Raw genomic sequence first — 12,903 nt, 5'->3', positions numbered from 1 at the left:
GCGCTCGTCCCGAGGCGGCCGACCGCACCAGAAACGCAGACGTATCGACTGACGACCGACGCGCGTGCGAATTCGCGATGACGAGACAACACACGACGCCGCGACCGCGGCACCGAACGAGGACGGATCGATGAGTTCCGACGACGAGTCGGCGAGAACGCCAGCCGAATCGCCAGACGACGCGACGACACCGAAGGGAGATCGGTCGACCGCCGATCGTTCCCGATCGACCGCCGACCGCTCGCCGCCGACCGCCGAACGGCGGGTCCCGGACGGCGGGCGCGCGACGGGGCTCGACCGGATCGAGACGCGCCACGCGGTCGGGGTCGCGGCGGTCCTCGCAGTGGCCGCGGGACTGCTGGTCGCGCCCGGCGTGTACGGCGCTGTGACCGGTCCCGACGGGACGGTCGCCGTGGTCGAGATCGACGGCACTATCGACTCCGCGACGGCCCAACACGTCGAGGACAACCTCCGAGACGCCCGCGCGAACGACTCGGTCGAGGCGGTCGTGCTCGAAGTCGACAGTGGGGGCGGCCTGCCGGCACAGAGCGAGCGGATGTACGCCGCGGTCGACCGCACCGCGTCGGTGATGCCCGTGTACGCCGCCGTCGACTCGCTCGGCGCGTCGGGGGCCTACCTCGCGATCGCGCCGGCCGACCGGATCTACGTCGCGCCCTCGGCGCAGGCGGTCGGCAGCGTCGGCGTCGCCGGCACCGCGCCGGCCCCGAGCGGACCGAACGCCGGGACGACCGGTCCGGACAAACGCGGGAACGACCCGGACGAACAGCGAGAGCGGCGACAGACGCTCGCGAACCTCTTCCTGGAGAACGTGATCGAGCAGCGCGGCGACGAGATCGAACTCGACCGCGAGGAGATCGCGCACGCCGACGCGTACCTCGGCACCGAGGCGGTCGAGAACGGCTTCGCCGACGAGTTCGGCTTCGTCGACGGGGCGGTCGCCGACGCCGCGAGCGAGGCGGGACTCGGCGACTACAGGGTCGACACCCGCCGCACCGAGAGCCGTATCCCGAGCGGTATTCCGCTGTTGGAACGAGACGACGGCACGGTCGTCGTCGCCGACGGCGCGGAGGGAGACCTCGGCGACGGACTGGTCCTCGCGGTCGCGCCGGCGGCGTGGGACGAGACGGTCGGCGACGACGTCGTGATGACGAGTTACACCGGGCGGCTGCCGGCCGACGGCGACGCGGCGGACGCGGAGGCGACGACCGGTGGCGGCGGGAACGCGACGACCGACGACGCGGCCGCGGCGAACGGGGGTGACGGCGAATGAGCGTCGACCTGCGAACGGCGGTCGGCGCGTTCGCGCTGGTGTTCCTCGTGATCGTCGGCGTCGCGGCCGTCGGCGGCGTCGTCCTCGACGGCGGCGCGCCCGAGACCGACGCCGTCGCGGACGATCACTGGCAGCTGGACGCGGTCGAGCCGGAGACCGTCAGCGAGGGCGGCGAGGTCGAGATGGAGAGCAGCGAGCCGTCGAACACCGTCGTCGTCCACCTCGGCGGCGCGGCCGGCGGGGTCGGCGGCGGCACGCCGGTCCTGCCAATCGAGGACGGCGACGCCCCCGCGGAGGCGGACATCGGGTCGCTCGGGGGCGCGCAGCGGGGCGTCGCGCCGCTGACCGCGGCGCTGGTCGAGAACGGCCACGAGGTCCGATTCTACGGCGGGACCTTGGGCGGCGAGCCGCTGTCGTCGCTGCTCTCGGACGCGGACGCGTTCGTCACCACGAGCCCCGGCGCGCTGTCGGCGACCGACGCCGACGCGGTCGAGTCGTTCGTCGACGCCGGCGGCCGGACGCTGGTCGCGAGCGACCCCGGTAACGCCGGCGCGCTCACCGACTTCGGTTCCGCGTTCGGCGTCTACGGCGAGGCGGGCTACGTGTACGACATGGAGAACAACGACGCGAACTACCTCAGCGTCCTCGTCGAGCCGACCGGGCCGGGGTCGCTGACGGAGGGCGTCGAGGAGGTCGTCCTCCGCGGCGCAGCGCCCGTCGGCGCGGCCGACGGGTCGGCGGCGCTCGCCACCGCGGAGACCTCGCAGCTGTCGACGACCCGCGAGGCCGGCTCCTACGGCGTCGCCGTCCGAAGCGACTCGCTCGCGGTGCTCGGGGATTCGAGCTTCCTCGAACCGGAGAACGCCGGCCGCGCCGACAACGCCGTCCTGATCGGTAACGTCGCGGACTTCCTCGTGACGGGATCGAACCCCGACGTGTCGTTCGGACCGGCGGCCGGTCCGGGCGGCGCGGTCCCGCCGGGCGGGACGACGACGCCCGAACCGCCGGAGCCGTCGGGCAACGAGACCGATTCCTCCGGGGACGCGGCCGCGTAGCGAACGCCGGTCGACGACGGCGCGGGGCGGCCGCGCCGCTTTCACTTTTTACGCCCGGAACCGGATTCCTGCGGCCACGTCGGCGATCTCACGGCGCTTCAGGAGGGCGAAGCCGAGGACGATGACGCTAAAGCCCGCGAGGGTGAACGCCGTCACCGGCTCGCCGAGCAGCAGGACGCCCGCGACGGTCGCGACGATCGGGACGACGTAGGAGACGAGGTTGATCTCGAAGGGGCCGAGCCGGTCGAGCAGCGTGAAGTAGATGGTGTACGCCACCGCGGAAGAGAGCAGCCCGAGGAACGCCAGCGCGGCGAGCGCGCGCGGTTCCGCGGCCGGGAGCCGCTGCCCCTCGCCGAGGCCGAGGCTCAGCGTGTGGATGGCGAGCGCGCCGAACCCCATCGCCCAGCCCGTGAGCGCGACGCTGGAGAACGTCGTCTCCACGGTCCGGAGGCCGACGCTCCCGACGGCGACGGCGATCACGCCGATCCCGATCAGCCCGACGCCGACCGCGACCCCCCCGCCGAGGTTCGCCGGGTCCGGCTGTGCGACCAGTCCCACGCCGAGGAAGGCCAAGACGACCCCGACCGCGCCGCGGGCGTCGAGGTCCGCCCCGCCGATCCACGCGGCCGCGACCGCCACGGTCGCGATGGGGACGAGGCTGTAGGTGATCGAGGCGATGCCGCTCGTCGTGTACTGCTGGCCGACGAACAGCAGGCTGTTGTTTGCTGCCACCGAGAGCCCGCCGCTGAAGCCGATGGCGGCCAGATCGCCGCGGCTCCGCGGGAACGGGTCGCTCTCGGTGAGCAGCACGTACGAGATCAGCGCCAGCGCGGCCACGTCGAACCGGTACGCGGCGTACAACACCGGGGGATAGAAGTCGAGGCCGACCTCGATGGCGACGAACGATCCGCCCCAGAACAACGCGAGCAGGCAGAACAGCGCGACGTCTCGGTACCGTGACACGGTCGACCGAACGCGGGCCGGGGGTAAAGCGGTGTCCGTTGCGGTGGTGGAGGCCGGCTCCGGAGCGCGGAGGGTCCGCTCAGTAGCCGCGGACGATGAGGTAGTCCGCCAGGTCTTCGAGCAGGCTCCGGGAGCCGCTCTCCGGGAGCAGTTCGAGGTGCTCCTTCGAGCGCGCGGTGAGGTCCTCGGCGGTCTCGCGGGCGTACTCGATGGATCCGACCTCCTCTAAGGCCGCCACCGCCTCGTCGATGGCGTCCTCGGTCGCCTCGGCGGGCGTGTCGGCGTCGACGAGGTCGTCGACGTCGACCCCCTGCTGGCGCGCGTGGAGGGTGATCAGCGTCTCCTTCCCCTCGACGAGGTCGGAGCCGCGCTGCTTGCCCAGCTCCTCGGAGGGGACCGTCAGGTCGAGCACGTCGTCTTGGATCTGGAACGCGCGCCCCGAGTCGATGCCGTACTGGTAGAGGGCGTCGACGACCTCCTCGTCGGCACCGAGCAGGAGCGCGGGCGTCGCGGCCGACGCGCCGTACAGCACCGCGGTCTTCAGCTCGACCATCTCCAGGTACTCCTCGGGGAGGATGTCGTCGCGGTTCTCGAAGGCGACGTCGAGCGCCTGCCCCTCGCAGATCTCAGTGCAGGTCGACGCGAGCATCCGCATGGCTTCGAGGCCGTTCTGCGGGTCCGCGCCGGTCTCGGTCATGAACTCGAACGCCTTCGAGTAGAGGGTGTCGCCCGCGAGGATGGCCGTCGAGACGTCGTACGCCTCGTGGACGGCGGGGACGCCCCGCCGGAGGTCGTCCTCGTCCATGATGTCGTCGTGGATCAGCGTGAACGACTGGATCACCTCGATGGCGACCGCGGCGCGCATCACGTCGACGTCCTCGCCGGACAGCGACGGGAACGCGCGGAAGTCGGCCCCCATCGGGTCGGTGCCGGTGACCGCCTCCGCGGCCAGCGTCGTCACCGTCGGGCGGAGCCGCTTCCCGCCGGCTTCGAGGATGTACCGGGTGGCCTCGTACAGGCGCTCCGGCTCCTGAACCGGCAGCTCCTCGTCGATAGCGGCGTTGACGAGGTCACGCCGCTCGCGGATGGCGTCGAGCACCCGCGCCTCCTTCGTCTCGCTCGTCATTCGACGAGCTGGATGGTGGACCCGTTCTGCGTGACGTGGACGTCACGTCCGAGCTTGTACCCCTGCGACTTCGCGAGGTCGACGTACGGCGACCGGCCCTTGAGCGTCTGGTGGCCGGGAATGAGGTGCTGGGGCTGGAGCGCCTGTAGCATCTCGTAGTGGCCCTCCTCGCGGAGGTGCCCGGAGACGTGGATGTCGTCGTAGAGGCGCGCGCCCTGCATCCGGAGCAGCTGTTCGGACTGGTAGCGCTGGCCCTCGTTGGTCGGCTCCGGGATGACGCTCGCGCTGAAGACGACCTTGTCGCCGTCGTCGATTTCATAGGGAGTCTCGCCGCGACCCATGCGGGTTAACATTGCGCGCGGCTCGCCCTGATGACCCGTCACGATGGGGAGGAAGTTGCCCTTCCCCTCCTTCATGATCCGCTTGAACGCGCGGTCGACGGACTTCCGGTGGCCGTACATGCCGACGTCGCCCTGGAAGTCGACGAAGTCGAGCCGCTCGGCGGTGCCCGAGTACTTCTCCATCGAGCGGCCGAGGAGGACCGGCTGGCGGCCGATCTCGCGGGCGTACTCGACGAGCGTCTTCACGCGGGCGATGTGCGAGGAGAACGTGGTGGCGATGATCCCGCCGGTGTAGTCCTCCATCGACTTCAGCGTGTCCTCGACGTGTTTCTTCGCGTACGACTCCGAGGGAGTCCGGCCCTTCTGGCCGGCGTTCGTACAGTCCTCGATGTACGCGAGGACGCCCTCGTCCTGGCGGCCGATCTCGCGGAACCGCTCCATGTCGATCGGGTCGCCGATGACGGGGTCGTGGTCCAGTCGCTTGTCCAGTCCGTAGACGATCGCGCCCTCGGGCGTGTGGAGGACCGGGTTGATCGCGTCGATGATCGAGTGGGTCACGTTGACGAACTCCATCTCGACCTGCTCGGAGTCGCCGATCGCCATCGTGGCCCCCGGCTTCATCTTCACGAGGTCGTTGTCTACCTGGAACTTGCCCTCGTCTTCGATCTGCTGGCGCACCAGCTCGATCGTGTACGGCGCGGAGACGATCGGCGCGTCGTACCGGTGGGCGAGCTTCGGGATCCCCGCGATGTGGTCGAGGTGGCCGTGGGTGGGGACGATCGCTTTCACGTCGCCCTCGAGTTCGCTCATGACCCGGTCGTCCGGGATCGCTCCCATGTCGATCAGGTCGAGGCTGTGCATGCTCTCGGTCTCCACGTTGTCGTGGATGAGGACCTTACTGAGGTTCAGGCCCATGTCGAAGATGACGATGTCGTCGCCCGCGCGAACCGCCGTCATCTGTCGACCGACCTCTTCGTAACCGCCGAGTGTCGCAATTTCGATTTCCATGGTGTTGTCGTGTCGAACGCCGTGTGGCGTCCATCACTGAAACCCCGCAAGGAGCCGTCAGCGCTGCGTCCGACTGCGTCGTTGAGGCCCCGCTACGGCCGAGCCGACGTCGGCTCACCGTGTCCCGCGGGAGTGTGGTACATCGGCGTACTCTCGCCCAGTTTAAAAACACCGGGGTTCGGTCGCGCTGTCGCCGGTCTCGGCGCTCCCGCCTCGGAGAGAGCCCTCGCTGTGTTTCCGGACCGTGATTCCGGCTCTCACCGCGCTCGTCTCGGTCGGATCGTCCGCGCCGAACCCGCAACGCACTTGGGCCACTCCGCGAAACGGTCCCGGCAATGGACCCGCTCTCCGCGTTCGCGCTCGCGGCGCGTTCCCTCCCCGCACCAGCCCGGATTCCCGACGCCGCGATTTCGGCCGTCTTCGGCGACGTCGGCGGCGCGCTCGCGGCCGCCGGCGGGCCCGTCCAGTACGGCCTCGTCGCGCTGTTCGCGGCGTTTCCGTGGATCGAGATCCTCGTCGTGATCCCGGTCGCCGTCGGTCTCGGTCTCGACCCGGTCGCCGTCGGCGTGACCGCGTTCGTCGGCAACGCCGGCTCCGTCTGGCTGCTGCTCGCGTTCCACCGACGCGCGGCGCGGTGGCGGGCACGGCGGCGCGGGGACGACGCGGAGGAGGAGGAGTCGGAACCGAGCCGCCGACGAGAGTGGGCTCGCCGCGTGTGGGACCGATACGGACTCCCCGGGCTGGCGTTGGCCGCACCGGTCCTCACCGGGGTCCACCTCGCCGCCCTGATCGCGTTAGCCGCCGGGAGCCGGTCGCGCGACGTGGCCGCCTGGATGGGCGTCGGCATCGCCGCGTGGACGGTCGCGCTCGTCGCGGGGTCGGCGCTCGGGGTGTCGGCGCTCGGCGGCTGATCGCGGGACCGCCCCACAAAGCGTTTCACGCTCTCGATTGAACCGCCGACGATGGCAGAGATACCCCGCCGCCGAGCCCTCCTCGCGGCCGCGTCAGGGATCGCCGCCCTGGCCGGCTGTTCCGGCGGCGAGACGGCGTCGAACAGCTACCCGACCAGAGACCGGCCGATCGACGACTACGAACTGGAGACGGCCCGCGACGAGACCGGGGGCGCGTTGGTCACCGCGACCGACGAACTCCCGTCGCTGTCGGTCGACGAGCGGGCGCGACAGCGGCGCGGGGCGCGGCGCGTGTTGGTCGCGGACGACGATCTCACGGAACTCACCTTCGCGGAGACGGCGGCGGGAGAGTCGCTCCGGTCGTTCTGCGAAGAGACGGACTTCGGGTCGGCGTCCGTGTACCTGCTCGCGATGCCCGTCGAGGCGTGCCGCGAGATCCGGCTGCGGTCGGTCCGCGTCGACCGCGACGAGCTCGCGGACGGCGATCTCCACCCTCACGCCTACTTCTGTGAGGCGTATCGTTCGGCGGACGTCGACTGCGCCGCCGACGCGATCCACACCATCGGGTTCGCGATCCGGATCCCGGTCGCGGCCGACCGGTCGACCGGGGCCGGGCGCGGGATGTCCAACTCCTGTCAGTCGAGACCCAGACGGCCGAGGGTGTTCAACGCCTCCGCGACGGACCCGAGTGGGGGTGAAGACGCGTGACGCGTCGTTCGGGGTCGCGCCGCCGGTTCCTCGCGGGACTCGGAGCGGCCGGCGCGGCGGCCATCGCGGGCTGTTCGGGGCTCCCGTTCACCGGCGAGGAGAAGCGTGGCGGCGCTCGCGCGTCGATCTCGTCGGACGCCATCGGACCGGTCGACTGGCCGGGATCGCCGTTCCCCGTGGCCGTTCCCGCGTCGATGACCGACGCCCACGAGACGAGAATCCGTCGCCTGCTCGATGACGTTCCGGCTGACCCCGACATCCCTAACGACGCGGTCGCCGCGTCGATCGCGGACGACCGCGAGCGCGCGCTCCGGAACGCGGACGGCGACTCGCCCGACGGCTGGCGCGTCGACGCGCTCTCCGCGTGGCGGCGGCGGCGAGCGGACGCCGCGGAGGTGCGGGGCGCGTACCGAGCGGCCACAGGGACCGACGACGGCTCGGACGTCGTCGCTCGACGCCGCGCCGTGCGCGACGACAGGGGAGCGCTCGCCGCCGACTTGGAGTTCCGAGCCGAGTCGCCGATCGAGGCCGTGTTAGCGTACGAGACGGTCGAATCGCTGCTCGCGGAGTGTGAGAGACACCTCCGGCCTCGCACGACGTATCCCGCCGATCCGATCGCCGAGCCGTTCCGAGCGGGAGAGGCCCTCGCTCGCGTCGAGCGCGCGCGAGCGGCCGTGACCGACGCCGAGGGGATCCGCGCCGCGTACCTCGCCCAACGCGACGAGGCGGTCCCGCGGCGGGCGTCCCTGTTCGCGGTCGCCGAAGAGCTACGGCGGTCGGTGAGAGCCACGCGCGCGAACGTCCGCGAGCGCGAGGGGGGAGAGACGCCGCCCGGGGACGAGGACCTGAGCGGGACGGTCGCACAGGAGCTGTTCGCCACCGGCGAGCGGCGGATCGAGTCGGCGACAGACGATGTCGAGCGGGCGGTCGACGCCGGCGACTACGCCACCGCCGTGGCCGAGGCCGGCGTCGCGCTGGCCGAGGTCGAGGCGTTTCGCACGGCCGTCGACGAGATCCGCGACGGCGGGCACCGGGAGGACCCCTCGGAAGCGTCGATCCGGTCGGCGGCGGAACGGGCGCAAGCGGCGGTCCGCGAGGCGGCGGACGACGGTGGTCCGCTGGCGGCGCGACTCGTCCGTCCCGGGCTGGAGACGATCGGACTGCTCGGCGATCGGATCGAACGGGGGTACGCCGCGCCGCGGGCGACGCAGGCGGAACTGGCGTTCGTCGACCTGTACGCGGACGCGGTCCCGCCGGCGGCCGAGTTCGTCCGCGAGCGACTGACGTGACCGGAGCCCTGTCAAACGCCCCCGTCGCGACCGGCGTCCCGGTATTTTTATTACCGCGACGGGCGGCGGTACGGACAATGAGTGGACGACCCCTCGACGTGCTCGAAGCGTCGCTGGAGGAGCCGGTGACGGTTCACCTGAAGGACGGCACGACGTACTACGGAATTCTGGGCGGCTACGACCAGCACATGAACGTCGTCATCGAGCCGGAAACCGACGTGGACGACCGCGTCGACGGCGACCTGGACGGCGAGTTCGCCGTCGCGATCGAAGACACAACGATTATACGCGGCGATAACGTCGTCACCATCAAAGCATGACCGGAGCAGGTACGCCCTCTCAGGGAAAGAAGAACAAGACGGTCCACGTGAAGTGTCGACGCTGCGGCGAGAAGTCCTACCACGTCAAGAAGGAGCGCTGCTCCTCCTGCGGGTTCGGGGAGTCCGCCTCGCGTCGCCACTACGCCTGGCAGTCGAAGACCGGCGACAACTGACCGGCGCTCTCTCGGCTTTCTTCTCGCTTTTCCCGGTGAGCGACGGCAATACGTGAGGGTGAAGGTGGCACCCCTCGTCGGAAACGACTTCACTACCGAGACCGCCGAAGCCCCAGCCGCGAGAATCGAAGACTCTCTGGCCGCCGGCGCGTAGCGCCGGCGACTGCCCCTTCGAGTCTCGCCCCGCACCGCTCCGCACAGCACCGCACGCCTCCCCAGCCTCGTCNTCGCGGCCGCCTTCGGCGGCGCGCTCGCAGGCACGCGCCACCGCACGGCGCGGTGGGTTCCGTTCGGCCACGGTCCCACCGGGACCCAAACCGTTTCCCGGAGCGGTCGCCGACCGGGGGTATGGACCTCTCAGTCGTCGACCTCTCGCCGGTGCCGCGCGGCGGCACCGCGGCCGACGCGTTCGCGAACACCGTCGACGCCGCGCGCCACGCCGAGCGGCTGGGCTACGAGCGGTTCTGGGTGGCCGAACACCACGGGATGGGCGACCGGCTCGCGGGCACCACTCCCGAGGTGCTGCTCGGCCGGATCGCGGGCGCGACCGACTCGATCCGGATCGGGAGCGGGGCCGTGCTGCTCAACCACTACAGCCCGTTCAAGGTGGCCGAGTCGTTCGGCGTCCTCGACGGGCTCGCCCCCGGCCGCGTCGACCTCGGCATGGGGCGCGCGAACGGCTCGCCGGCCTCCGACCGCGCGCTCGGCACCGACCGGCGCGTCGAGAATCCGAACGAGGACCACCGCGAGCGGATCACGGCCGTGGTGAACCACCTCAACGAGGCGTTCCCGGCCGACCACCCGTACGGCGACCTCTCCGTGCCGGGATCGGACGCCGGGCCGGCCGTCCCGTGGGTCCTTGGCTCCAGCCCGTCGAGCGGGGAACTCGCCGGCGAACTCGGGCTGCGCTACTGCTTCGCGGGCTTCATCCGACCCGGCTTCGCGGAGCGCGCGTTCGCGGCCTACCGCGAGGCGTTCGACCCGGAGGCCGGCCCCGGGACGCTCGACGAGCCGCGGGGGATGGTCGCGGTCAACGCCGTGGCCGCCGAGACGGACGCGGCGGCGGCCCGGCGGCGCGCGCCCGCAGAGGCGACGTTCCGCCGGATGCGGCGCGGCGAACTCGGTGACGACACCCCGACCGTCGAGGAGGCGGTCGACGAGCTCGGCGGCGCGCCCGACCCGACGCCGGCGACGCTCGACCCCGACGAGTGGCCGCGGTCGATCTCCGGGAGTCCGGAGACGATATCGGGGCTGCTCGAACAGCTCGCGGACCGCGTCGGCGTCGACGAGGTGATGATCCAGCACACGGTGCCGGACCACGAGGCCGCGCTCGACTCGCACGCGCTGCTCGCGGCGGCGATGGACGTGGAGCCGCGGGCGTAACCGAGACGAAACTGCGGCCCCCGGTCAGTCGTCGACGGGCGGATTGAGGAAGACGCCGTCGACGAGCAACAGACAGCACACCGCCGAAGCTCCCGCGAGCGGCGGGATCCCGTCGCCGGTGTTCACCGCCAACGCGGCGTAGACGCCGGCGAAGAGAAGGGGGAACGCGAGCAGCAGGAGGTCGGCGCGGTCTACGGCGTCGGGGACCGCGGCGCGGGATTCGACCGACATGGAGTCACTCCACGTACCCCAGATCCCGGAGCCGCTGGCCGATCCGACGGGCCTCGGCCTCGCTGATCTCGTCGTCCGACTCCATCTCCTGGACGACGACGTGTTTCACGAACTCCTTGACCGAGCCGAACGGCTCCTCCTCGATGTACTCCTCGATGTCCGCGACGAACTCCTTGCGCAGCGAGATAGTCGTGTAGTCGCTCATTACCGTCGGCCACGCGCTCCGCCCTCAAAAGTCTAATTACATGTAATTAGAGGGCGTCACCCGACGGTGCCGATCGCAGAGACGTTTTTTGTGTCTCGCCGAACGTCGGTGAGCATGGACTGGGTGACGGCGCTCCCCGCCGCGCTGTTCGCGCTCGCGTGGCTCTCGGTTCCCTACTACGCGCTGCGAGAGGACTGGAGCGCGGTCCGGACGGCGGGGATGGCCGTCTTCCTCGCGGCGGCGACCGCCGGGACGTACCTCGACGAGTTCCTCGCGCCCGGGTCGCCGCTCCTCCCGTGGATCGAACCGGTCGCCGCCGCGGTGATGGTCGGCGCGATATACGTCGCGTTCGTCCGGGAGCCGAGCGGTCAGAACGAGTCGGACGACACGCGATGAGCGCGGTTGGAGGTGTCCACGGCCGGTCAGATACCCGTCGCCGCCAACCCTATTCCACGCGGTCGCGGGCGGCGGCGACCAGCATCGGGAGCATCACGGTCGCGTCGCCGTAGACGGAGGCGTTGCGCGCGTCCTTCTCCAACTTCCCCCACGAGCGCGCCTCTTCGAGGGTCGCCCCGGAGAGCCCGCCGGTCGCCTCCGGGTCCATCGTGATCTGGACGGCGTAGTCGTACGCCCGGGGCGTGACGAGCATCGTCTGGAGCGTGAAGTTCTTCGGGACGCCGCCGCCGACGAGCAGGCAGCCGGCGTCGTCGGCGTCGAACGCGAGGTCGGTCAGCTCGGTCATGTCCGCGAGGGCGTCGAGCGTGAAGTCGGCGGTCTGGGCGTACATCCACGCCTGCAGCCCGAGGACGGAGTCTTGGACCGCCGGGCAGTAGACCGGCACGTCGGACTCGTAGGCGGCGGCCGCGACGCCCGGCCCCTCGGGGACGTCCTCGCGCTCGTTGACTTCGGCGTTCGCGCGGCCGAGTTCGCGCGTCAGGTCGGCGATGGAGACGGCGTCGGTTCCGTCCGCGTCCGGGTCTGCCTCCAGCGCCGGGAACACCTCCTCGCGGAGGTGGCCCTCGAACTCGGCGAAGTGTTCCTGCGGGAGGTAGACGTTGTAGATGCGGTCGACGCCCTCGTCGCGCAGCCCCTCGTCGTGTTCGCGGAGGCTCTTCTCGGGGTCGTGAGTGCGCCCGTGGTGGTGTTTCCCGCCGATGGCCTCGATGGCGTCGTGGGTGAGGTTCGCCCCGGTGGTCACGAGGGCGTCGACGTAGCCGTCGCGGATCAGGTCGGCGACGATCCGGCGCATCCCGGCGGGCACCATCGCGCCCGCCAGCGAGAGGAACACGGTACAGTCCTCGTTCGCGAACATCTCCGCGAGCACGTCGCCCGCCTCGTTGACCGCGGCGGCTCCGATGCCCGCGTCGCCGTAGCCGTCGACGAGTTCGCTCACGGTCATCCCGGCGGTCGCGCGGGTGTGACCCACCGGGTCCGCGTGGAACTCCTCGCGGTGCGGCTCGTGACCGTGGTCGTCGTCGGCGTGGCCACCGTCCTCGTGGTCGTGATCGTCTCCGTGTTTGTCCTCGGCGTCGCGGTCGTCTCGCGCGCCCTCGTCGCTGTCGGTCATGGCTTCGGATGGGGCTGGCGCGCGTTTGAAACGACCGATCTATCGGCCGACCGAGCCGCCGCTCACCGGGGGGAAAAGCGCCAGTTCGTCGCCGCTCTCCAAGACCGCGTCGAGACCGTCGTCGTGACGGACGCTCCGCCCGTTTCGGAGGACGTTGATGTGGTCCGCGACGGTCCCGTCCTCGATGACGCGGTCCCGGAGGTCGGGGTGTGCGTCCAACAGCGCGTCGAGGGCGTCGCCGACCGTGTCGCCCGGCTCCGCGTCGACGGTCACGGCGCGGCCGCCCGCGATCTCCGCGAGGTCGGCGAACAGCTTCCACTCCATAGCGGATC

At 71.1% G+C, this 12,903-nt stretch carries 16 protein-coding genes; 9 read left to right on the top strand and 7 right to left on the bottom strand.

Annotated elements, in window-relative coordinates:
• The first annotated feature begins 130 nt into the window (after window positions 1-130).
• Window positions 131-1,291, top strand: coding sequence for a S49 family peptidase (locus C472_RS02725; RefSeq protein ID WP_049906232.1), 1,161 nt, complete (start codon window positions 131-133; stop codon window positions 1,289-1,291).
• Window positions 1,288-2,346: a hypothetical protein gene (locus C472_RS02720; protein WP_006628257.1), complete on the top strand. Its 1,059-nt coding sequence runs from the start codon at window positions 1,288-1,290 to the stop codon at window positions 2,344-2,346. Before C472_RS02725 ends, C472_RS02720 begins: the two co-directional genes overlap by 4 nt.
• Before the next feature lie 48 nt (window positions 2,347-2,394).
• Here C472_RS02720 and C472_RS02715 read toward each other — a convergent pair whose 3' ends face one another.
• The 3 genes from C472_RS02715 to C472_RS02705 form a co-directional block, all read right to left on the bottom strand.
• Entirely contained in the window at window positions 2,395-3,309 is a 915-nt protein-coding gene (locus tag C472_RS02715) for a DMT family transporter (RefSeq protein ID WP_006628256.1), read from the bottom strand.
• A gap of 79 nt (window positions 3,310-3,388) precedes the next feature.
• The gene (gene idsA3, locus C472_RS02710; RefSeq protein WP_006628255.1) at window positions 3,389-4,435 is read right to left on the bottom strand and encodes a geranylfarnesyl diphosphate synthase; all 1,047 of its coding nucleotides are present in this window, start codon (window positions 4,433-4,435) and stop codon (window positions 3,389-3,391) included.
• Window positions 4,432-5,784, bottom strand: a complete 1,353-nt coding sequence (locus C472_RS02705) for a ribonuclease J (RefSeq protein WP_006628254.1) — start codon at window positions 5,782-5,784, stop codon at window positions 4,432-4,434. The genes idsA3 and C472_RS02705 overlap by 4 nt, the downstream gene beginning before the upstream one ends.
• A gap of 335 nt (window positions 5,785-6,119) precedes the next feature.
• Here C472_RS02705 and C472_RS02700 point away from each other — a divergent pair, with 335 nt between their 5' ends.
• The 6 genes from C472_RS02700 to C472_RS02680 all read left to right on the top strand — a co-directional run bounded on the left by C472_RS02700 (window position 6,120) and on the right by C472_RS02680 (window position 10,568).
• A complete protein-coding gene (locus tag C472_RS02700) occupies window positions 6,120-6,695 on the top strand; it encodes a small multi-drug export protein (RefSeq protein ID WP_006628253.1) in 576 nt (191 codons plus the stop codon).
• A 51-nt stretch (window positions 6,696-6,746) separates the two neighbouring features.
• A complete protein-coding gene (locus C472_RS02695) occupies window positions 6,747-7,403 on the top strand; it encodes a hypothetical protein (RefSeq protein ID WP_006628252.1) in 657 nt (218 codons plus the stop codon).
• Window positions 7,400-8,692 (top strand): hypothetical protein, encoded by a 1,293-nt coding sequence (locus C472_RS02690; RefSeq protein ID WP_006628251.1) that lies wholly within the window; start codon window positions 7,400-7,402, stop codon window positions 8,690-8,692. The genes C472_RS02695 and C472_RS02690 overlap by 4 nt, the downstream gene beginning before the upstream one ends.
• A 77-nt stretch (window positions 8,693-8,769) precedes the next feature.
• Window positions 8,770-9,012, top strand: a complete 243-nt coding sequence (locus C472_RS02685; RefSeq protein ID WP_049906224.1) for an LSM domain-containing protein — start codon at window positions 8,770-8,772, stop codon at window positions 9,010-9,012.
• Window positions 9,009-9,185, top strand: coding sequence for a 50S ribosomal protein L37e (locus C472_RS16145; protein WP_006628249.1), 177 nt, complete (start codon window positions 9,009-9,011; stop codon window positions 9,183-9,185). Before C472_RS02685 ends, C472_RS16145 begins: the two co-directional genes overlap by 4 nt.
• A gap of 348 nt (window positions 9,186-9,533) precedes the next feature.
• Window positions 9,534-10,568 carry an LLM class flavin-dependent oxidoreductase gene (locus C472_RS02680; RefSeq protein WP_006628248.1) on the top strand — a complete coding sequence of 345 codons (1,035 nt, stop codon included), beginning with the start codon at window positions 9,534-9,536 and terminating at the stop codon, window positions 10,566-10,568.
• A 24-nt stretch (window positions 10,569-10,592) separates the two neighbouring features.
• Here C472_RS02680 and C472_RS02675 read toward each other — a convergent pair whose 3' ends face one another.
• On the bottom strand, window positions 10,593-10,799 hold the full coding sequence (locus tag C472_RS02675) for a hypothetical protein (protein WP_006628247.1): 207 nt from the start codon (window positions 10,797-10,799) through the stop codon (window positions 10,593-10,595).
• A 4-nt stretch (window positions 10,800-10,803) separates the two neighbouring features.
• Window positions 10,804-11,004 (bottom strand): hypothetical protein, encoded by a 201-nt coding sequence (locus C472_RS02670; protein ID WP_006628246.1) that lies wholly within the window; start codon window positions 11,002-11,004, stop codon window positions 10,804-10,806.
• A 114-nt stretch (window positions 11,005-11,118) separates the two neighbouring features.
• On the opposite strand from C472_RS02670, the gene C472_RS02665 reads away from it, so the two are divergent.
• The gene (locus C472_RS02665) at window positions 11,119-11,400 is read left to right on the top strand and encodes a hypothetical protein (RefSeq protein ID WP_006628245.1); all 282 of its coding nucleotides are present in this window, start codon (window positions 11,119-11,121) and stop codon (window positions 11,398-11,400) included.
• A gap of 49 nt (window positions 11,401-11,449) precedes the next feature.
• On the opposite strand, the gene C472_RS02660 is transcribed toward C472_RS02665, so the two are convergent.
• Both C472_RS02660 and C472_RS02655 read right to left on the bottom strand, forming a co-directional pair.
• Window positions 11,450-12,571, bottom strand: coding sequence for a deoxyhypusine synthase (locus tag C472_RS02660; protein WP_006628244.1), 1,122 nt, complete (start codon window positions 12,569-12,571; stop codon window positions 11,450-11,452).
• Window positions 12,572-12,610: 39 nt separating this feature from the next.
• Window positions 12,611-12,895, bottom strand: coding sequence for a ubiquitin-like small modifier protein 1 (locus C472_RS02655; RefSeq protein WP_006628243.1), 285 nt, complete (start codon window positions 12,893-12,895; stop codon window positions 12,611-12,613).
• Window positions 12,896-12,903 lie beyond the last annotated feature (8 nt).

It is taken from the genome of Halorubrum tebenquichense DSM 14210, assembly GCF_000337415.1.
GTDB classification, from domain to species: Archaea; Halobacteriota; Halobacteria; order Halobacteriales; family Haloferacaceae; genus Halorubrum; species Halorubrum tebenquichense.
This window is presented reverse-complemented; position numbering and strand designations above follow the sequence as displayed.

Bases quoted from the DNA above. Each gene is read 5' to 3' on its own strand.
- C472_RS02655 (WP_006628243.1), bottom strand. From the start codon at position 12,895: ATGGAGTGGAAGCTGTTCGCCGACCTCGCGGAGATCGCGGGCGGCCGC.
- C472_RS02670 (WP_006628246.1), bottom strand. From the start codon at position 11,004: ATGAGCGACTACACGACTATCTCGCTGCGCAAGGAGTTCGTCGCGGAC.
- C472_RS02700 (WP_006628253.1), top strand. From the start codon at position 6,120: ATGGACCCGCTCTCCGCGTTCGCGCTCGCGGCGCGTTCCCTCCCCGCA.
- C472_RS02675 (WP_006628247.1), bottom strand. From the start codon at position 10,799: ATGTCGGTCGAATCCCGCGCCGCGGTCCCCGACGCCGTAGACCGCGCC.
- C472_RS02695 (WP_006628252.1), top strand. From the start codon at position 6,747: ATGGCAGAGATACCCCGCCGCCGAGCCCTCCTCGCGGCCGCGTCAGGG.
- C472_RS02725 (WP_049906232.1), top strand. From the start codon at position 131: ATGAGTTCCGACGACGAGTCGGCGAGAACGCCAGCCGAATCGCCAGAC.
- C472_RS02665 (WP_006628245.1), top strand. From the start codon at position 11,119: ATGGACTGGGTGACGGCGCTCCCCGCCGCGCTGTTCGCGCTCGCGTGG.
- C472_RS02705 (WP_006628254.1), bottom strand. From the start codon at position 5,784: ATGGAAATCGAAATTGCGACACTCGGCGGTTACGAAGAGGTCGGTCGA.
- idsA3 (WP_006628255.1), bottom strand. From the start codon at position 4,435: ATGACGAGCGAGACGAAGGAGGCGCGGGTGCTCGACGCCATCCGCGAG.
- C472_RS02660 (WP_006628244.1), bottom strand. From the start codon at position 12,571: ATGACCGACAGCGACGAGGGCGCGCGAGACGACCGCGACGCCGAGGAC.
- C472_RS16145 (WP_006628249.1), top strand. From the start codon at position 9,009: ATGACCGGAGCAGGTACGCCCTCTCAGGGAAAGAAGAACAAGACGGTC.
- C472_RS02685 (WP_049906224.1), top strand. From the start codon at position 8,770: ATGAGTGGACGACCCCTCGACGTGCTCGAAGCGTCGCTGGAGGAGCCG.
- C472_RS02680 (WP_006628248.1), top strand. From the start codon at position 9,534: ATGGACCTCTCAGTCGTCGACCTCTCGCCGGTGCCGCGCGGCGGCACC.
- C472_RS02720 (WP_006628257.1), top strand. From the start codon at position 1,288: ATGAGCGTCGACCTGCGAACGGCGGTCGGCGCGTTCGCGCTGGTGTTC.